The 17989-nt window shown below is 56.8% G+C and carries 23 protein-coding genes and 2 pseudogenes; 12 read left to right on the forward strand and 13 right to left on the reverse strand.

All coding sequences use genetic code 11. The features are described 5' to 3' along the window. Nucleotides 1-79 precede the first annotated feature (79 nt). Together V6S97_RS28135 and V6S97_RS28140 are read left to right on the forward strand one after the other, a co-directional pair. Nucleotides 80-487: a TolC family protein gene (locus tag V6S97_RS28135; protein ID WP_334428320.1), complete on the forward strand. Its 408-nt coding sequence runs from the start codon at nucleotides 80-82 to the stop codon at nucleotides 485-487. 711 nt (nucleotides 488-1198) lie between these two features. Further along, a complete protein-coding gene (locus V6S97_RS28140) occupies nucleotides 1199-1990 on the forward strand; it encodes an SOS response-associated peptidase (RefSeq protein ID WP_334428315.1) in 792 nt (263 codons plus the stop codon). 284 nt (nucleotides 1991-2274) lie between these two features. On the opposite strand, the gene V6S97_RS28145 is transcribed toward V6S97_RS28140, so the two are convergent. Beyond that, nucleotides 2275-2616, reverse strand: a complete 342-nt coding sequence (locus tag V6S97_RS28145) for a hypothetical protein (protein WP_060726578.1) — start codon at nucleotides 2614-2616, stop codon at nucleotides 2275-2277. Nucleotides 2617-2906: 290 nt separating this feature from the next. Between V6S97_RS28145 and V6S97_RS28150 the strand changes: the two are divergent. Further along, a pseudogene (locus tag V6S97_RS28150) lies at nucleotides 2907-3125 on the forward strand (IS1096 element passenger TnpR family protein); the annotation flags it as partial. Nucleotides 3126-3137: 12 nt separating this feature from the next. Here V6S97_RS28150 and vapC read toward each other — a convergent pair. From vapC to V6S97_RS28165, 3 genes are all read right to left on the reverse strand, one after another. Then, complete coding sequence (vapC, locus tag V6S97_RS28155; RefSeq protein ID WP_077998840.1) at nucleotides 3138-3539, reverse strand: type II toxin-antitoxin system tRNA(fMet)-specific endonuclease VapC; 402 nt, start codon at nucleotides 3537-3539, stop codon at nucleotides 3138-3140. Continuing rightward, a complete protein-coding gene (gene vapB / locus V6S97_RS28160) occupies nucleotides 3539-3769 on the reverse strand; it encodes a type II toxin-antitoxin system VapB family antitoxin (RefSeq protein ID WP_060726577.1) in 231 nt (76 codons plus the stop codon). The genes vapC and vapB overlap by 1 nt, the downstream gene beginning before the upstream one ends. A gap of 360 nt (nucleotides 3770-4129) precedes the next feature. Then, nucleotides 4130-4396, reverse strand: a complete 267-nt coding sequence (locus V6S97_RS28165; protein WP_060726576.1) for a hypothetical protein — start codon at nucleotides 4394-4396, stop codon at nucleotides 4130-4132. Between the two features lie 147 nt (nucleotides 4397-4543). Between V6S97_RS28165 and V6S97_RS28170 the strand changes: the two genes are divergently transcribed. Beyond that, nucleotides 4544-5155 carry a TetR/AcrR family transcriptional regulator gene (locus tag V6S97_RS28170; protein WP_060726575.1) on the forward strand — a complete coding sequence of 204 codons (612 nt, stop codon included), beginning with the start codon at nucleotides 4544-4546 and terminating at the stop codon, nucleotides 5153-5155. A gap of 254 nt (nucleotides 5156-5409) precedes the next feature. Further along, entirely contained in the window at nucleotides 5410-5640 is a 231-nt protein-coding gene (locus V6S97_RS28175; RefSeq protein WP_087744421.1) for a BrnA antitoxin family protein, read from the forward strand. A 290-nt stretch (nucleotides 5641-5930) separates the two neighbouring features. On the opposite strand, the gene V6S97_RS28180 is transcribed toward V6S97_RS28175, so the two are convergent. Beyond that, entirely contained in the window at nucleotides 5931-6845 is a 915-nt protein-coding gene (locus V6S97_RS28180) for a LysR family transcriptional regulator (RefSeq protein WP_060726573.1), read from the reverse strand. 99 nt (nucleotides 6846-6944) lie between these two features. Here V6S97_RS28180 and V6S97_RS28185 point away from each other — a divergent pair, with 99 nt between their 5' ends. The 7 genes from V6S97_RS28185 (at nucleotide 6945) to V6S97_RS28215 (ending at nucleotide 11962) form a co-directional block, all read left to right on the forward strand. Beyond that, nucleotides 6945-7841 carry a pirin family protein gene (locus V6S97_RS28185; protein ID WP_060726572.1) on the forward strand — a complete coding sequence of 299 codons (897 nt, stop codon included), beginning with the start codon at nucleotides 6945-6947 and terminating at the stop codon, nucleotides 7839-7841. 6 nt (nucleotides 7842-7847) lie between these two features. After that, the gene (locus V6S97_RS28190; RefSeq protein WP_269084497.1) at nucleotides 7848-8465 is read left to right on the forward strand and encodes an NADPH-dependent F420 reductase; all 618 of its coding nucleotides are present in this window, start codon (nucleotides 7848-7850) and stop codon (nucleotides 8463-8465) included. A gap of 165 nt (nucleotides 8466-8630) precedes the next feature. Further along, the gene (gene wrbA, locus V6S97_RS28195; RefSeq protein WP_060726570.1) at nucleotides 8631-9239 is read left to right on the forward strand and encodes an NAD(P)H:quinone oxidoreductase; all 609 of its coding nucleotides are present in this window, start codon (nucleotides 8631-8633) and stop codon (nucleotides 9237-9239) included. 73 nt (nucleotides 9240-9312) lie between these two features. Further along, a complete protein-coding gene (locus tag V6S97_RS28200; protein ID WP_334428316.1) occupies nucleotides 9313-10086 on the forward strand; it encodes an SDR family NAD(P)-dependent oxidoreductase in 774 nt (257 codons plus the stop codon). Between the two features lie 25 nt (nucleotides 10087-10111). After that, nucleotides 10112-10558: an ester cyclase gene (locus tag V6S97_RS28205; protein WP_112951125.1), complete on the forward strand. Its 447-nt coding sequence runs from the start codon at nucleotides 10112-10114 to the stop codon at nucleotides 10556-10558. 11 nt (nucleotides 10559-10569) lie between these two features. Then, nucleotides 10570-11346: an SDR family oxidoreductase gene (locus tag V6S97_RS28210; RefSeq protein WP_060726567.1), complete on the forward strand. Its 777-nt coding sequence runs from the start codon at nucleotides 10570-10572 to the stop codon at nucleotides 11344-11346. A 181-nt stretch (nucleotides 11347-11527) separates the two neighbouring features. Beyond that, a complete protein-coding gene (locus tag V6S97_RS28215) occupies nucleotides 11528-11962 on the forward strand; it encodes a DoxX family protein (protein ID WP_060726566.1) in 435 nt (144 codons plus the stop codon). A gap of 55 nt (nucleotides 11963-12017) precedes the next feature. Here the strand turns inward: V6S97_RS28215 and V6S97_RS28220 are convergent, their stop codons facing one another. From V6S97_RS28220 to V6S97_RS28255, 8 genes and pseudogenes are all read right to left on the reverse strand, one after another. After that, on the reverse strand, nucleotides 12018-12788 hold the full coding sequence (locus tag V6S97_RS28220; protein ID WP_112951126.1) for an SDR family NAD(P)-dependent oxidoreductase: 771 nt from the start codon (nucleotides 12786-12788) through the stop codon (nucleotides 12018-12020). Between the two features lie 73 nt (nucleotides 12789-12861). Beyond that, nucleotides 12862-13701, reverse strand: a complete 840-nt coding sequence (locus tag V6S97_RS28225) for an oxidoreductase (protein WP_334428317.1) — start codon at nucleotides 13699-13701, stop codon at nucleotides 12862-12864. A gap of 20 nt (nucleotides 13702-13721) precedes the next feature. Further along, entirely contained in the window at nucleotides 13722-14024 is a 303-nt protein-coding gene (locus V6S97_RS28230; RefSeq protein ID WP_060726563.1) for a putative quinol monooxygenase, read from the reverse strand. A gap of 100 nt (nucleotides 14025-14124) precedes the next feature. After that, nucleotides 14125-14409 carry a DUF1330 domain-containing protein gene (locus tag V6S97_RS28235; protein WP_334428318.1) on the reverse strand — a complete coding sequence of 95 codons (285 nt, stop codon included), beginning with the start codon at nucleotides 14407-14409 and terminating at the stop codon, nucleotides 14125-14127. Between the two features lie 51 nt (nucleotides 14410-14460). Then, entirely contained in the window at nucleotides 14461-15009 is a 549-nt protein-coding gene (locus V6S97_RS28240) for a flavin reductase family protein (RefSeq protein ID WP_334428319.1), read from the reverse strand. Between the two features lie 57 nt (nucleotides 15010-15066). Further along, on the reverse strand, nucleotides 15067-15816 hold the full coding sequence (locus tag V6S97_RS28245) for an SDR family oxidoreductase (RefSeq protein ID WP_080865228.1): 750 nt from the start codon (nucleotides 15814-15816) through the stop codon (nucleotides 15067-15069). 293 nt (nucleotides 15817-16109) lie between these two features. Beyond that, nucleotides 16110-17330, reverse strand: a complete 1221-nt coding sequence (locus tag V6S97_RS28250; RefSeq protein ID WP_080865229.1) for an adenylate/guanylate cyclase domain-containing protein — start codon at nucleotides 17328-17330, stop codon at nucleotides 16110-16112. 205 nt (nucleotides 17331-17535) lie between these two features. Beyond that, nucleotides 17536-17919: pseudogene (locus tag V6S97_RS28255) on the reverse strand (helix-turn-helix domain-containing protein); the annotation flags it as partial. Between the last annotated feature and the right edge of the window lie 70 nt (nucleotides 17920-17989).

Consider the following 17989-nt stretch of genomic DNA (forward strand, 5'->3'; position numbering starts at 1 on the left):
ATTACGCCATGCTGGACGCGCCAGCCATGGCCGCATAACTTAAACCAAACGGTCTCCGGTAAAGCCGGGGCGGTTCAAACTGCAGGCAGCCGTTGATGTCACGAAGGCCCAGCGAGACCAAGCTTACTTTACCTATCAATCAACCGTTCTGTCCGCCATGGAAGACGTCCAGAACGCCATCGTGGCGGTCAATCAGTCGAGAATTCGGCAGTCGAAACTCGCTGTCTCCGTGCAACGATATCGGCACACTTTACAGATATCAACCGAACTCAACAGAACCGGTGATAACGATCTCTTCAGTTTATTGGATACGGAACGGTCGCTTTACTCCGTAGAAGAGGATTTGATTGAAACGCGATCGGATGTTGCAACTTACTACATCGCCCTGAACAAAGCTCTAGGCGGTGGCTGGGGTGGTGAAATCGATTCCTCAAAACAGAAGATCACTGACGTTCGTGAAGGACCGCGACTAGCAAGCACCCGTTGATACATCGCCATTAGATGTCGCTCGAGGCAGTGCACAATTTTTCGATGCATTTGGTCATATCGGCATTCGCGCAATGAGTATGGCATTTAGCCACAGCCAATCTCTGTAGTTTTTAGCGGGGCCGAAACAATCGGCCGGTTCCGCACCTGCTCAGCAATGACCATAGTAATCCGCATTGCAGATAGATAAAATACGCCCCAGTCAACAGCCCTGGAATTCGCGAAACTGGCAAATCTGCAATGAGAAGCGTCAGCATCAACAATATCGTTACTGCCATAAGTGCTACTGCTGTAATTTTCGAATATCGTCCAATCATTTTACGCTCACAGTGGGTGATGGGTAAATATAGGGGTCAAGCATCAACCTATGACGTTAGCTTGCCGGAACAAGAAAACTGACTTAGTCGCTCTACTTTCGAGGATACCATTCCATTCGAGCCCCCCGATTGCCGGCTGGGGAGCTTCAGCAATCGGAGGGGCCCTGTTGGCTTCACCAAGAGCCGGGACGTTCCGACGCCCAATAAAGCCAGCGGTTTCAACCTAACAAAACGAACGTTAAATGGGGTCAGGACCATGTAAAGTTGGGTAAATCTTTACATAAGCGCTTTTCGCCCAAGATGGTTGTTAGCCCGCCTTGAGATCCCATCAGGGGTGAGTAGCGGCCTGCACCGTGGCAGAGTGAGGTCGCTAGAAAACTCTCTGGAGGCCAACCATGCCGATGACAGCAGATCAATCTCAAGCGCCGACCGCCACTCTCGTCGATCTTGGCGCAATTTTCATCTCCTTGGAATTAAGCAAGTCGACCTGGCTGGTGAAAGCTGGTAATCCCCCCGACCAGATGGGGCCGGTCGTGCGCAACACGGCTGACGGAAAGAAGCAGCTCGTGCATGCGCGATGGGGCCTGCCCTCGCCGCGTTTCGCACTCGAGAGAGCAGCCAAAGCCAAGGCCGAGAAGCTCGCAGCCAAGGGCAAGCCATTTGATCTCGAGGAGCTGATCCGCATGGAGGCCGACCGCGGCACGACAAACGTGCGCAAGCTCAATTTCCCGCACTGGACGCGATGGTTCGGCGTGGAGCATCGTTGCCTCGTCCCTGTCACCAGCTTTGCCGAGCCGGATCCGGCGAGCAAACAGGATGGTGGCATTGTGCCCAATGCCTGGTTTGCCCGCGATGAGGCAAAATCGCTGATGTTCTTTGCCGGCATCCATGTGCCGCAATGGCAAAGCGTCCGGAAGGTTCGAGACGGGCTCACGACCGACGATCTCTATGGTTTTCTGACCACGGATCCCAACGATCTCGTGAAGCCAATCCACGACAAGGCCATGCCTGTCCTTCTGCTGACGAAGAAAGAGACGGAAACCTGGATGCGGGCGTCATGGGAAAAGCCCAAGGGACTGGCCCGTCGGTTACCGAATGATGCGCTGATCATCTCGTCCCGCGAACCGTACGGATCCACCATCGTGTCCAAATCCGGAAAGCCGGTGGAACAGGGCAGTCTGCTTTGACGCCTGAAAACAAAGCTTGAAACAATCAAAAAACGAAAAAGCCTGCCGCGGGAGGAGGTGTGACAGGCTTTCCGAAATGATGAACAACGGCTGGGAGGAGGAGTGCCGCTGTTCCGTCAGGCGCCCCTTGGGAGGAGGAGGAGTGGGTCGCCCGATAATACGAAGCTTTGCGGGAGGAGGTGCATCGCTTCGACGATCTGAAAATAGCAGAAGCTGCCTCGATCGCCAGCGTTCAGATCGCAGCGCAGCCATGCGTATATTGCAATGCAACATGAAGCGCGTGCTTATTCTCTTGCCACCGTCAGGCAAGCGACGCGTCCTCGGCAAAGTGGTTCGAAACCGAGAACGAATTGAATAACCTTGGTGGAGGACATTTCGCATGGCTTCAGGACCGCACCCGGCCCAGCCAGTCGATAGAGATTGAAGCTGACGATCTCCGTTCCGCCGTGCTCCTCGCCATAAAGCCAGGCCCGTTTGCCATCCTGCGACCGCTTGACTGTCACGCCCCATGGTCGACCGCTAAAACTTCCGTCGACATAGCCGTCCGGCAATCTGCCAAGCGCGTCTTCGAACATCGCCAGAGCAGGGGACGGCGTTTCGCCGACGTCGTTCATGGTTCCAGACATTCGTCACAGATCCCGCAGCCATCGTCATCCATGCTCGAGGCTGGCCGCAGCTTTAGGCAACAAGGGCAGGTCCTTGCATCCGAAGCGCTTGTCTCTTCGCGGTCGGGCGGAAAAATTTCTATATAGAACTCCGACAGCATGTCGGCCCCGTGTTGATCCATGGTAATGTTCCAGTTCTGGCTTACGCCAGAGATAGTGTGCACGGACGGCTGCACAAGCGGCAGATGGTTGTCAGGGACAAGCCGATCGTACACATTGACGGTCTTCCCGCTACCGTGTTCATTCGTGGAATGTTTAAAGCCGCAAACGCTGTGCAGATCAGGGTTTCCATCGACGAGCTTGACCCGGAGGTCTGGCGTCAGTTAGTCCTGCCGGTGCACTGGAACCTGGAGCATCTGCATCTTAGTATTCAGGCTGCCTTCAAATGGTGGAATTATCATCTTTATGAATTCCGCATCGGCGGCCTGCGCGACCCGGCAGTTGAATGCTTACGAAAATCCGGCGGTGATCAATATTTGAAGCTAGACAGTCCAGTCTTCCACTCGTAATCCGGGTACGCGATCAAATTCACGGCGATTATTGGTAACCACAATCAGTCCGCGCGAGCGCGCGTGCCCAGCAATCAGCTGATCATATGGACCGATCGGAGCTCCACTGCGCGCCAGTTCGGCTCGCAATTGACCGGTATGGCTTGCTGCCAATTCATCGTATGAGAGCACCTCGAGACGCGCTGCGAAGCCTTCCACAACGGAAAGGTTCTTTTCTGGACTGGCTGACTTTTCCGCTCCGTAAATTAATTCCATTAGGCTGACCGAGCTGATGCAAAGCTGATCATGTGAGCGATTGAATGCATCGCGCACTTGCTGAGGTCGATTCTTGATCGTAAAAATACAGATGTTGGTGTCCAGCATATACTTCAGCATTAGAATGCATCGCGCTCCTGCGAAGCAGCCTGCTCACGCTCAATCATAAAGTCGGATGTCGCCTCCGCTCCTTCAAACCAACTGTCCCAGATCTCACCGACTGGTGCAATGATGCGAGTGCGTCCCACCGCAACGATATCGACACGCTTTACGTCATCGGGCAAAGCGACCGCCTTTGGCAAACGTATTGCCTGGCTCCGATTGCTCTGGAATACTGCACCCTGCTCCATATGCATGCCTCCGAATTGCATCGATAACGACGTAGCCCATATAGTTCTTCGCTTGGGATATGTCAATGGGATATACAGCATGGGTCTTAGGCACATGCGATCAGCATTGCAACCAGCCGTCTTCGCCTTGAACTGATACGAACCTTCAGCCCGTCTTCTATGCGACAGCGATTCATGTTGGGCTAATTGTATTTGCGAATTCAGCAAGTCTAGTGCAATTCGACCTCTGCAAACCGGGCGGAGCGATGAGCCCTTCACGTATGCTTCTGCATACCCTGGAGAGAACGGATGTCTGGAAATGGGGCCATGTTGTATCACCGCGGTTAAACCCGACTTGCGGGATGGTGATGCAGGCCACATTCACATATGGGCAGCGCAAGGCTTAAAGAAACCTGCGAACAAGGGCTGCATGGCGGTTACGAGTGCACGCTTCGATGAAGCTGCAGGCCCGGTCGTTTCAAACTGTCCAGCAAATGCTGCGCCATTGCGTGTCGTCAAGGACGTCGCCGCCGAATGCATCAACTCTTTAAATTCGTCCAGACCCACGTCGTCGGCGCGCATGACTGAACGAATCAGTGGATCTGCAAAAATCTCGGAGAGCGTCATCTCGTCTATCGTGTGTCTCATCTCAGTCTCCTTTTGATAATTCCCAGGCTCTGAAAGCGGGCGATTGCTTGACGGGCTCGCGCCAAGGTGTTACCGGTAAGTAACATTTGAATAGTTACCGATCGGTAACACGCATGTCAACACCGCTTCAGGGTAAAAATTAAACTCATGAAATCCGAAACATCTGATCGTGCTTCTGAGCAGAAAATCCCACCTCGTGACCGGATTGTGTCAACGGCCTGTCAACTGTTTCGTGAACATGGGATACGCGGCATCGGTGTTGATGCCATTGCCGAAGCCGCCTCGACCAACAAGATGACGTTATACCGACATTTTGGTTCCAAGGACGATCTTGTGTGTGAAGCACTCAAGCACAGTTCTCGAACGCTCAATAAGGCCTGGGAAGATCTCGAAAAAGAGAACCCGGGCGACCCGAGGGCTCAGCTCACGGCATGGGTTAAAGCGCGCGCACAATGTCTTTCCAGCGAGCCCTATGGATGCGATTTGGCCAATGCTGCGGTAGAGTTGAAGGAGCAAGGACACCCTGCACATGCGATAATAGAAACGTTGAAGATGGAACAGCATTCCCGGCTCGCCGATCTTTGTCGTGCGACAGGTGTAAGCGATCCTGAACTTTTGGCTGATACGCTATCCATGCTGTTGGAGGGAGCACGCGTCAGCAAACTTGCCGCCGGCAAAGAAGGTCCGTCGATGCGGTTTACGCGTGCTTGTGAAGCGGCGATGGTCTCGTTTGGTCTAGGTGCACAGGCTTCTGCCTGATCCTGGTGGTGCAAGGAGGAAGTGCTACTGAAAGAGCGAAGGTAGCATGTTGATTGGCTAACTTGGAGTAACCTTCGCGATATGCGTTCTCTTCGGGATTGAGGGGCGGCTGACCAGTTTATCAGCAGCAATTGCGTTCTTTCGGCTGTCCACTAAATGTGGGGTGCGACCACCGCTGTTTTGAACATACGGCCTGAAAGTAGAAATTGACCGTCTGCGCTGTTCAAGCGCACGACACAAGAGGATATATGACCATGGCAACACCCCGACGACCATCCAATCCAAAAGACGCAGCCGAGGCGCTGTTCAAACCGGCGAAGAAGGTCGCAGCGCCAGCCGTTGAACGGCCTGCAATCCCCAACACCAAGGAGCTTGTATCCTTGAAGATCGACAGCGATGTCCTTGCGCATTTTCAGGCGGACGGTCCGGGATGGCAAGAGCGCATCAACGATACCTTGCGAGCCGCACTGAATGTGTCCGATTAAGCACTTGAAAGGATGCGAACCTTCGACCCATGAAATAGATCAGCTAAGCACCTGATAACATGCTGCTTTTCGGTGATCGCCGAGTACTCGTCCTCACCGCGTTGGTCCGGCGGGTCGCAACCATAAAATGATTTGCGCTGTATTTCTTGGTTAAGAGTCGACTTGCGACCGCCAGCGTACACGCCATCTGGTTGACGGCAACATTTACGTCCCCCGGGCGATGCGGGGTCCGGTGATCTGTATACTGCATCGAGACACGTCAAACTTCTCGCTCGCGTGTTTCCAGAATTTTAACCAGCCGCTATCGGATCATCGATATCTTGGCTCTGGAAATGGTCGATAAGAAAGCGGGCGGCCGGTCCTGGAGGAGTGTCCGTTCGATAAACAGCCTGAAGGCGATAAGGACCGCCCTTGCAGTCGGGGAGATCAAGGTGCACCAGACGGCCTGCCTCTATATCATCTCTCACCATTGGTTCGGGCATGTTGCCCCAGCCAATGCCTTCCTTGAGCAACATGTGCTTCGCGCCAAGATCAGCGAGGCGCCACGTATGGTTCCCGACGACAGCAAACTCGTGCCCTTGGGTAAGAGGTGATCTGTCTGTCAGAACCAGCTGGATATGGCCTCGGGCGGCACCCGGGGGATGAGAGCCGCCCGCGAGGGGATGATCCGGCGAGGCGACGGGGATCAGCTTTACGAAGCCCACCCCGATGCGCTCAAGGCCCGCAATTTCGACATCGAGTGGGCCACTGATGCCGATCGCGGCGGTTCGATTGAGCACGATCTGCGTCACGGCGCCCAAGGCTTCGACATACAGCCGAAGAGATACGCTTGGAAACTCTTTTCGAAACGCCTTCAGCGCATCCATGACGCGTGCCGCCGGCAGCATAACGTCCAGCGCAAGGTGCACCTCCGGCTCCACGCCGCGGAGCATGCTTTTTACTTTAGCCCGGAGATTGTCGATGCCATGGGCGACGCTCTTGGCTTCGGCGAGGACCGTCCTCCCCTCCAACGTCAGCTGCGGCTTCTTGGTCGAGAGCCGATCAAAGAGCGTGACCCCCAACTGAGCTTCGAGGTTGGCAATCGTGTAACTGATCACCGACGTGGCACGGTTGAGCTTCCTGGACGCCGCCGCAAAGCTGCCTGTCTCGACGACCGTGATGAAAACTTTGAGCTGATCAAGCGTTGGTTGGCCGGGGTCTGACATTTCTAATTCCTCGAACGTTTTCGCCGAAATTATCTGAGTTTTCCGAAACGTCTAGTGGACCTACCTTCATTCCATCGAATTCAACCGCCGGAGCTGACAATGTCCTATTTGTCTAACGCTGACATCGAACAGGTTATCCTGCCCTCGACCCGAGACCTAGGAGGCTTCTCCGTCCGAAGAGCCCTGCCCGCGGCTATGCGCCAAATGGTCGGGCCATTCATATTCCTCGACAGTTTCGGGCCCGTGCGGTTTGGTGCTGGAGAAGGGATTGATACCCGCCCTCACCCACATATCGGCCTTTCAACACTCACTTACCTTCTCGAAGGTGAGCTGCTGCATCGTGACAGCGAAAGCTACGTGCAGTCGATCAGCCCCGGGGAAGTCAATCTGATGGTCGCCGGTTCCGGCATTGTTCACTCCGAGAGGACGCCGGAACATGTCCGCAACGAAGGGGGTAAACTCACGGGTCTGCAGAGCTGGATCGCTCTTCCCAAGCAATCGGAAGAGACTGCACCGCTCTTCCAGCACCTTGGCGCCCATGAACTGCCAACGAGCGATGGTGAGGGCATCAATATGAAGCTTCTCGCCGGCGCACTGCACGGACGTCGATCACCTGCCAGCACCTTCTCTGACCTCTTCTCTGCAGAAATCCAGCTAGAGGCTGGAGCGCGCTACAGGATCGACGGTGAGTATATCGAGCGAGCGATCTTCGTCGTCAGCGGTGCAATCGAGATCATCGGGCAGGACGGTACCTACGGGCCGGATCGTCTTATCGTGTTCAAACCAGGCGCGGAGATCGTAGTAAAGGCGAACGAGCCAGCCCGGTTTCTCGCCTTCGGAGGCGAACCGCTCCCTGAAGAACGGTTCATCCGCTGGAATTTCGTAGCCACGGACCAGGAGCGCATTCGCCATGCGGCCAACCTGTGGCGCGAGCGGCAATTCCCCGGCGTGCCGGGCGACGACGAATTTATTCCCCTACCCGACAACTTCAACTGAAACCCAATACAATCAAGGAGAACTACCATGACGACCTATGCAATCATCGGCTCTGGTGCGATCGGCTCTGCACTTGCTGAACGTTTTCATGCCGCGGGCGTGGATGCCGTTATCGCCAACACCCGCGGTCCGGCATCGCTTCGGACAATCAGCGACAAGTTTGGCGCCAAAGTGAAAGCGGTCGAGCTTGATCAGGCTCTTCAGTCGGACGTCCTCATCCTGGCCGTGCCTTACGACGCCGTGCCGGAAGTCGCCAGCAGAAAGGCAGCCTGGGTTGGCCACACCATAGTCGATGCGACAAATGCTATCGACTTTCCTGCTTTCAAACCACGTGACCTGGGTGGCCGGCTGTCTTCGGAAATCGTCTCCGATCTCTTCCCAGGCGCTCAGCTCGTGAAGGCGTTCAACACCCTCCCGGCCGCCGTTCTGGCTGCTGATCCGGTGAAAGCGAGTGGAAAGCGCGTTCTCTTCCTATCAGGTAACTTTCCAGAGGCCAGCAAGAAGGTCGCAGACCTGATCGCTCTTTTGGGCTTTGCGCCGTCCGACCTTGGTAGTTTCAAAGCCTCCGGTTCAGTTCAGCATTTCGGGCAGGCACTGGTCGCGCTCAACCTGCTGAAGGACTGAAATCGTTCCACAGAGAGCGAACACGGGAAAGCAACATTGGATCTCTGGCGCCGCAATCGATCGATAAAATCGAACATAACAGACAGAATTATGCAGCTTTTATCGAATGATGAAAAAACACATGTTGCCTCCATCGAATTCAACCATCCTAACGGAGCAAAGCGAATGACCAAGGTCCTCGTCCTCTACTACTCGTCCTACGGCCACATCGAGACAATGGCAGGCTCGATCGCAGAAGGCGCAAGAAGCGCCGGCGCGGAGGTAACAATCAAGCGTGTCCCGGAAACAGTCCCGCTCGACATCGCCGAAAAGGCTCACTTCAAGATCAACCAGGACGCACCGATCGCGACGGTAGCGGAGCTGGCGGATTATGACGCGATCATCGTCGGTACCGGCACACGCTTCGGCCGGATGTCGTCGCAGATGGCGGCCTTCCTCGACCAGGCCGGTGGCCTTTGGGCACGGGGTGCTCTCAACGGCAAGGTGGGCGCAGCATTTGCATCGACGGGCACTCAGCACGGCGGACAGGAAACCACCCTGTTCTCGATCATCACCAACCTCATGCACTTTGGCATGATCATTGTCGGCCTGCCCTATAGCCACCAGGGCCAGATGAGCAGTGAAGAAATTGTTGGTGGCGCTCCTTATGGGGCAACGACAGTTGCCGGTGGCGACGGGTCGCGCCAGCCTTCGCAGATCGATCTCGCCGGTGCCTTCCATCAGGGCGAGATCGTCGCCCGCACTGCAGCTGCTCTCGTCGCTGCCCGCAACTAAACCCGCCTAACTCACTCTTAAAACTCAGCTCCAACCAGACCAGCCGATTGCGATCGGCTGGCAAGGAGAGGTCATGTCCTCGCTTTTCTCAAACAAGGTCGTCGCGGTCACCGGTGCAGGCTCCGGGATCGGTCGGGCGATAGCACTTGGGCTCGCGCGCCACGGCGCGACAGTGCATCTGGCTGATCGCGATACCGACGGGCTCACCCAAACGGCAGATCTCATCCGCGCCGAAGATGGCCGTGCGATCATAACCGAACTGGACGTCGCGAGCGAACTTCAGGTCGTCGGATGGATCGAACAGATCGACGCTGCATCCGGTCGGCTCGACGCGGCCTTCAACAATGCCGGGATAACCGGCCCTGCAAAGCGGACTGAAGATTACCCATTGGAAGACTTTCAGCGGGTCATCGCCGTCAATCTGCAGAGCGTCTTTCTCGGGATGAAATACCAGATCCCTCTGATCACGCGTAGTGGTGGTGGCTCAATCGTGAACACGGCTTCCGTCGCCGCTTTGACGGGACCGGGAGGCATGAGTGCCTACGCTGCTTCCAAGCACGGCGTGCACGGGCTGACCCGGGTTGTCGCAATGGAGAATGCAGCGCACGGCATCCGCGTCAACGCGATCGCGCCCGGCTGGACGGAAACGCCCATGGTCGCGGCAAACAGCCGGCAGAACCCGGCTTTTGCGGCACTCGCTCAAAATGCCATTCCCGCCAAACGCGGCGGCAGGCCGGAGGAAATCGCGGCCGCGGCAATCTGGCTTGCCTCCGACGCCGCCTCCTATGTCACCGGACACATGCTGACCGTCGACGGCGGCATGACAATCGGTGGTTTTGAACTCTGACACCGAACCTTGAAAGGAAAATCCCATGTCAGACCAAGCTGAAGCATTGAAAGCAGTCGTCCGCCGCAACACACTCGAAGTGCAATCTGGCGGCAACTTCGAAGTTTTTGACGAGCTTTTCGCCGACGACTTTCTGGACCACACACCGCAGCCAGGCGGGACGCCAGACAAGGAAGGAGCGCGTCGCCTTTACCACGCGCTGCGGGAAGCCTTCCCGGACTTCCACGCCGAAATTCACTGGCAAGCGGTCGATGGCGACATCGTGACGACTTTCAAGACCTATCACGGCACGCATCAGGGCGTCGTCCTTGGGATCGCGCCAACAGGCCGCCGGATTAAGTTCGAAACTGTCGACGCCATGCGCATTCGCAACGGCAAAATCACCGAACACTGGGGTGTCGCCAACCTCTATTATCTTTTGCAGCAATTAGACGCCCTGCCCTCCTCGGCCCCCAAAGTGCCGGAACATTAAGGATCACCACAATGAGCATCAGTAACATTCTCGACGGCAAGGTCGTCGTCGTAACCGGCGCATCGAGCGGCATTGGGCGTGCGATCGCCATCCGGGCTGCCGAACATGGCGCCAAAGCAGTTATCGTTTCGGACGTCGTGGAAGCACCGCGCGAAGGCGGGGAGCCGACTGCCGCCGAGATCCGCAAGCTGGGGGCGCAATCCGTTTTCGTGAAAGCAGACGTCAGCCGCAAGGCTGACAACGACGCCCTGGTTGCGGCGGCAGAAGAATACGGCGGCGTCGATGTCATGGTCGCAAATGCAGGCATTACGCTGAAGACAGACGGGGCTGAGGTTCCGGAAGACGATTACCGCCGCCTGATGTCTGTCAATCTCGATGGCCCGCTGTTTGGCGCGCAGGCAGCTGCGCGCCAGATGAAAGCGCTCAACAAGCAGGGAAGCATTGTCCTCATGGCAAGCATGGGCGGGATCTCTGGCGCCGGCATCACTGTCGCCTACTCGACCAGCAAGGGCGGCGTTGTGCTGATGGCCAAATCATTGGCCGACGCTCTTGGCCCCGACGGTATCCGCGTCAATGCAGTCGCACCCGGCACCATAGACACGGAGCTTCTTCGCACGAGCCCCGGTATCACCCAGGCCTCCGAGGGCTTTCGCCAGAGGACGCCGCTTCGCCGGCTTGGCAAACCGGCGGAAGTCGGAGATGCTGTGGCTTTCCTTGGCTCGGACCTGTCGAGCTATGTGTCGGGCACCGCGCTCCTGGTGGATGGAGGGTTGCTCTCCGTTATCTGATTTCTCGACCCTCCAGTCGGACCCGCGCCCTCAAAAGCGCGGGTTTTTCTTTGTCTTCATCATTCGATTTTATCGACGATAATCTGCGATATTATCCAGCTTTTTCGTTTGAACGGATGATGGCAATTTCTCCTCACGACGCAGCCACGGTGGCTACGCCCCAAACTTAAGGAGAACGTCCATGTCTTATTCCGATGCAATCGCTCACCGCGTTGAAACGCTTTCCCAGTCGGCCCTCATCAACGGCGTCACGCCTCTCACCGCCCGTGTCCTGTTGGCGGCAATCTTCCTTCTGTCCGGTATCAGCAAGATCTCTGATCCGGCTGGGACGATCGGCTATATCAATATGGTTGGCCTGCCCTTCCCGCCGCTGTCCTACGGCGCAGCCGTCGCGACTGAACTCCTGGGCAGCATTGCCCTGATCCTCGGCTTCCAGACCCGCATCGTCGCCCTGATCCTTGCCCTGTTCAGCGTTGCGACGGCACTGACGTTCCACAACAATCTCAGCGACCTGAACCAGTTCATCCACTTCTTCAAGAACATCGCAATGGCCGGCGGCCTGCTGCAGGTCGTGGCGTTCGGCGCGGGTCGTTACAGCCTCGACGCCCGCCGGTAAGCGAAGCACACGATCAAAGGAAAAGCCCGGACCATTGTCCGGGCTTCTCGTGTTTTTACTTTCCCCATTCCGGGCCACCATCCGTGCAGGTCTGCCCCCCATCGACCGGCAGGACAATTCCGGTGATCCAGGCAGCTTCATCACTGGCAAGAAAAGCAACCGCCGAGGCAATCTCTTCAGGTTGGCCTGCCCGTCGCAACGGGATCCGGTCCCACGCCTTATCGAGAAGCGCGTCGTCATCCATGATAGCATCCACCATTCCCGTGACAGTAAGCCCGGGTGCCACTGTGTTTGCTCTGACACCGAACTTGCCGAGGTCACAGGCTGCTGAGCGGGTCAAATTCGCAACCCCACCCTTTGCAGCGTTATAGGCTGCATGGCTCCAGCCGCCACCAAGGGATGAAACGGAGCCGATGTTGACGATCGAACCCCTGGTCTCCTTGAGATGCGGAACCGCGGCTCGGCTCATGTAAAAGACGCCGGAAAGGTCCGAGGCAATGCATTCGTCCCAATCCTGATCGCTCGTCTCCTCGATGGTGCCGACAAGATTCATGCCCGCAGCATTGACGACAGTGTCGATGCGGCCAAACCGTTCAACCGTGGCAGCGACAAGCGCGTCGCAGTCCGGCCGGGAGGAAACATTTGCGACAAAGATGCCACTGCGGTCGGCCGGCATTTTCGAGGCAGCTTCCGACAACCGCTTCTCGGTTCTCCCGGAGATCATCACGGACGCTCCTTCCTCAAGAAGCCGGTTGGCAATGGCGGCGCCGATACCGGAACCCCCGCCCGTTACGATTGCTACTTTTCCATCAAATCGCTTTGACATGACACACTCCTTCATTCTCCGTGGCGAAGGCCGCGGCAGTGTTGGTTTCGTGTTTGGGTCTGACTGGATTGGTTCAGTTTGTCGGGAAGTCGGCGGAACGAGACAAAGCTTCCCAGGCGAGGACGGTTGCCTTGAGATCGTCAGCCTTCTTCAGGGCTGCGTCCACGGCATCATTGCCGAGCGGAAGATGGTGCGGAGGCTGCTGCGCCAGCACGGCTTCCCGGATCGCCTTCGCCGCGCGCGCGGGGTCACCGGCCTGCTTTCCGACCGATGCGTGGTAAGCACGACGCGCCTCGCCCGCTGTCGCGCCGTAATCATCAATGGACGCGGAGACCTCGTTCGACGAGCCTGCCCATTCCGTCCGGAACGCGCTTGGCTCGACGGTCATGACGTTGATCCCGAGCGGGGCGACTTCTTTTCGGAGCGTATCCGACAGGCCTTCCACGGCAAATTTGGTGGCGCAGTAGTAGCCGACGCCCGTGTAGCCGACCAGGCCGCCGAATGATGTCAGATTGACGATCGTACCACTGCGACGGGCTCGCATATGCGGGAGCACCGAATGGATGGTGTTGGCAGTACCGAAGAAATTGACATCAAACAGGCGGCGAGCGTCGGCTTCTGCTGTTTCCTCAATAGCGCCAAAGAAACCGATCCCGGCGTTGTTGATCAGGACGTCGATCTGGCCGAAGTGCGCTTCTGCAGCGTCAACAACCTTTTGGCACTGATCCCGATCGATGACGTCGAGCGGGAGGATCAGGGCATCGCCCTTCTGCTCAAGATCCGCGATTTTGTCAGTCTTGCGAGCCGTCACCACGACCTTTTCACCGGCTTCCAGCAGGTGTTCTGCGATGTAGCGACCGAATCCTGTAGAGCATCCGGTTACGAGCCAGACTTTAGGGTTTTGCGTGCTCATTTCATATACTCCTTTCTGTTTCAGGCCTGCGGGGACCGTTGCTGGTAGCCGCAGATTTCCACGTCTTCGACACAAAGCTCCGGGACCTTCGCCATGAAGGCTTCGACGTAAGGCGTGCTCATATGCAGTTTGAAGTCGGAGGTGTGCCGCCAGTCTTCGAGCACCATCCATACGTCGGGAACGTCATTGGACTGGTGGATCTCGTAACGGAGGCAGCCTTCCTCGTTTCGGGACGGAGCGACGAGCTGAAGCAGTTCGTCACCCAGATCTCCTGAGCGGCCCGGCTTTGCGGTGAAGTAGGCCACATTTGTAAGATCAGCCATTTCAGGTCTCCTCTCAGGTTGGGGCAACACCCGCATAGTGACGGCGTACCTGGAAAAGATCTGCCGCGCTTTTGCGGGAGCTGTCGTGATCTTGCTGATTTCAGACGCCGTTGATCGCGATGATGCGCGATGCGGCCGCACCCTGCCGCTGAGCGGCCAAGGGCGCGTATTCGGGGGATGCGAAGAGCTCACGGATCGCTTGCCTGTCCGGGAACTCGATGATAAGCATGTTGGTGGCAGTCCAGCCCTCCAGCTCCAGTGGTGTTTCGTCGATTGCGATGAGCTTGCCGCCGGCTTTGGCGACGAGCGGCAATGCCTTTGACCTGTAATCTTCGATAGACTTCATGTCGTGGATGTCGAGATCGACGATAAGATAAGCAGACATAGGTCTTTTCCTTTCCTGTTGAGTTTGTAGCTTCTGGGGCTCATGGCGCTGTCAGGGGAGATGGCGCCATTTGACCATGCGGTCTTTGAGGTCGAGCGTGCCGCCGTCGACGGTGAACGTGCCGTCGCCGCGGTGATGCATCATTCGACGCTCTTTTCGGGTCTCGTTGATCCAGATCCTCGTCGCTTCAAGGATGAAGAGGTTGTAGGGATCCGAAAGCCTGGTATCGACGACCCGACATTCGATGTTGACCAGGCAGTCGGACAAGAGCGGTGCTGCCACGTCCTTGGCAGGTCGCGTCTCGAGGCCGTACCTCTGGAATTTGTTCACCCGGTCGCCCGAACAATTCCCGACGTCGACAACCGTTTCGGCGAGATCCAGACCGGGGACTGCGATGACACATTCTCCGGTTTTTCGGAGAGCCAGATAGCTGTGATCCCACGGCCCGATGACACAACCGATCAGCGGCGGGTCATGCTGGATCATCATATGGAAGCCCATTGTCATCACATTGGGCTTGCCGTTATCGCTCGTGGAGACCATGACGATCGGGCCAGGTTCCAGAACGCGATAAGCTTGAGATGCGGGTAATTCCTTCATGACAATCTCCCTTGAGAGGTCCCTGCATTGAGGCAGGGACCCTTCAGGGTCGGTCTGTTACCAACCCTGTTCTACTGGCAGGACGAACAGCTCGGCGACGTCCACATGAGCCGGGGCCTGGGCGGCGAAGACGATGGTGTCGCCGATATCCTCGCCCTGGAGGAAGGTCATCTGGCTCGCCAGCTCGTCCATCTGCTTGCGGTAGCCCGGATCGGTGATGTGGTCGTAGAGCTCGGTGGCAACGGCGCCCGGCTGGATGCAGGTCACGCGGATGCCGTGTTTCTGGCCGACTTCCATACGCAGGCCATCAGAGAAAGCCGTTACCGCATGTTTTGTCGCGCAGTAGACCGAAAGACCCTTGAAGACCTTGCGACCAGCGATTGAGGACATGTTGAAGACATGGCCCGAATGCTGCTTGATCATCTGGGGCAAAACGGCGGCCGTCGTGTTGAGCAGGCCCTTCACGTTCACGTCCACCATCCGCTGCCACTCGTCGACCTTGAACTGGTCGATATCGGAGAGCGGCATCAGGCCGGCATTGTTGACCAGGATGTCAATCGAGCCGTAGGCGTCGATAAGCTTTTTGACACCCGCGTCGACCGAAGCCGAATCGACGACGTCCATTTCGATCACAAGAGCTTCGCCACCCTTGGCTTCGATCTGCTTCTTGAGATCCCCGAGCTTGTCGGTACGGCGGGCTGCGATACCGACCTTTGCGCCGGCTTCAGCAAGTTTGACGGCGGTAGCAGCGCCGATGCCGCTCGATGCGCCGGTGACCAGTGCGATCTTTCCGTTGAGGTTGGTCATTATTCTTACTCCTTGTCCTGGAGCCCACCACCGCGGTGGGCGTTTCGGTTTGACAAGAAGGAATTTAGGCCGGTCATCGGCGCCCTTCTCACGGGCTCTTGCTCGACCTGTCGCGATCTTGCTCGAAAACGCGAGAGGTCAAATTCAGCCCCTAAGACGGAAGGGCCCAGTTTCGCAAGGACAAGCCGGGCCAGCCGGAAGTCATCGCTGACTGCGACGGGTCCACACGTCTATAGCTGGAACTGCGGATGGGAACGTGCCAACTGGAGCTGTCCGGGAGCGGACACGCTCTCTCACGCCAGGGCTTGATAGGAAGCATCAAGCGTGTAAAGCATTTGCGCGCCTTCTACGCCCTTTAATGCGAACCTGCCTACGCACGCGAGACGTTGGCGATTAGGCCCCTCTATACCCTCTGCGAAATTCGACGAAGCCAGCAAGTTTACATCAAGCGACCGACACATTGAAACGATGCGGCTTACCTCGTTCACGGCGGGACCTATCACAGTGAAATCGAGCCGGTCCTCGCTCCCGATGTTCCCGTAGAAGACATCACCGACATGTAGCCCGAGACAGACTTCCGTTATGGAACGGGCTTCCAATGTCCTCCTGGTATTAAGGGATTTTAGCCTCAGGCGAAGGAGGTTTTCGGCTTGCAAAGCGGCTTCACAGGCATCGACCTGTCGATCCGCTCTGAAAATTGCAAGGACGCCATCCCCCATTAGTTTTAGAACCGTGCCTCCGGCCTCATGGACTGCCGAGATCACCGCATCGCTGTAATCATTCAGGAGAGGGATGATCTCTTCAGGCGCTACTGTTGCGGAAATTTTTGTATAATTTGCGAGGTCCGAGAACCACAGGGCTGCGGATATGCGTTCGGATGCGCCCCGGTTGATTTTGCCTTCGAATACTTTTCGTGCAGCATCGCGCCCAAGATAGACTTCGGCAATTGTCCTTGCGATCCGCGCAAGCGCGGCGCTTTTAATCGCCAGTGCCAGAACTGGCAAAAGTTTGCGAAGGTTCTGAAGATGGACATCAGAAAAACCACCGGGGTCCCGGGTCACGAAGTGAGAGAAGAAGCAATCCATCTCCCCAATGGTCCCCTGCTTCTCAAACCGATGGATGAAAGCCACAAAGTCCGTGTGGCCAGAGGTACGCATATCGTCCAGCGTCGCAAAGTCGGCCGGATCGCCCAGTCCGATACGACGTCGGATCTCGGACTCTTTCCCGGCCCACAGGTGATAAAAAGCTGAGCGTTTCCAGTTTTCCAGCGCGTCTCCGGAACTGCTGGGACCATACGCGAATTCTGTCTCCACCAACTGCTGACTATCCCATCGAAAGGCGCGCCCCTCGTGAACCGGGTGAAGCGTGTCAATGAGCGCAAGACTGCGGTCAAGTGGTAGACCGGCGTCGCGACATGCTGCACAAAAGCCACCTAGCAAAATCGACTCGCTTGCTCCCCGAAGTCCCTGCTGCGCTACCCAGGCGGAAATCCTCTCAATGTCTTCGTTAATCATGTCTCTGGAACTTCCGCGCAACGTTGTCAGTGACTTACTGTGCGGGCCGGGCTTTCCGAAAACAAGCACTTTAGTATCTGGCTCTACCGAACGACCCGGGCCCATACCGAAGCCGTGGCACATCGTCTTTCGCATTTGCGGAAACGATCACTCGCACCTTTACGGGCGCTGTCGGTATCTTCTTTGATCGCAACAGGTCGTAAATTCAGCCTCGCCGATAGTGGCTCGGCGGCAGACCGGTTTCGCGACGGAAGACCTGGGCGAAATGGCTAGGGCTCGAATACCCGACAGACATGCCGATCTCGATGATGCTCGTATCGGTCTCCTGCAGGAGAAGCTGCGCGCGGACTATCCGCTGACGGATAAAGTAGCGTGAAGGCGAGAGACCCGTTGCCTTTTTGAACAGGCGACTGAAGTGGAATTCGCTCATGCCCACCGTTTCAGCAAGCTGGGCAAGATTGAACGGCTCTGCCAGATTTTGCTCGAGGTGAGCGACAGCACGGCGTAGCTTGAGGCCGGGAAGTGCGTTCTGACGATCATCGGAAGCTTCACTGGCGGCATAATTTCGGATGAGATGCACGGCTAGAGCAGATCCTGTTCAATCCGGGTCATAGCCTGCAGCCCGGAAGTAGTTTGCGCATTCTGCGGATGTGAAGCGG

This window comes from Agrobacterium sp. CCNWLW155, assembly GCF_036888815.1.
In the GTDB taxonomy this organism is placed as follows: domain Bacteria; phylum Pseudomonadota; class Alphaproteobacteria; order Rhizobiales; family Rhizobiaceae; genus Agrobacterium; species Agrobacterium radiobacter.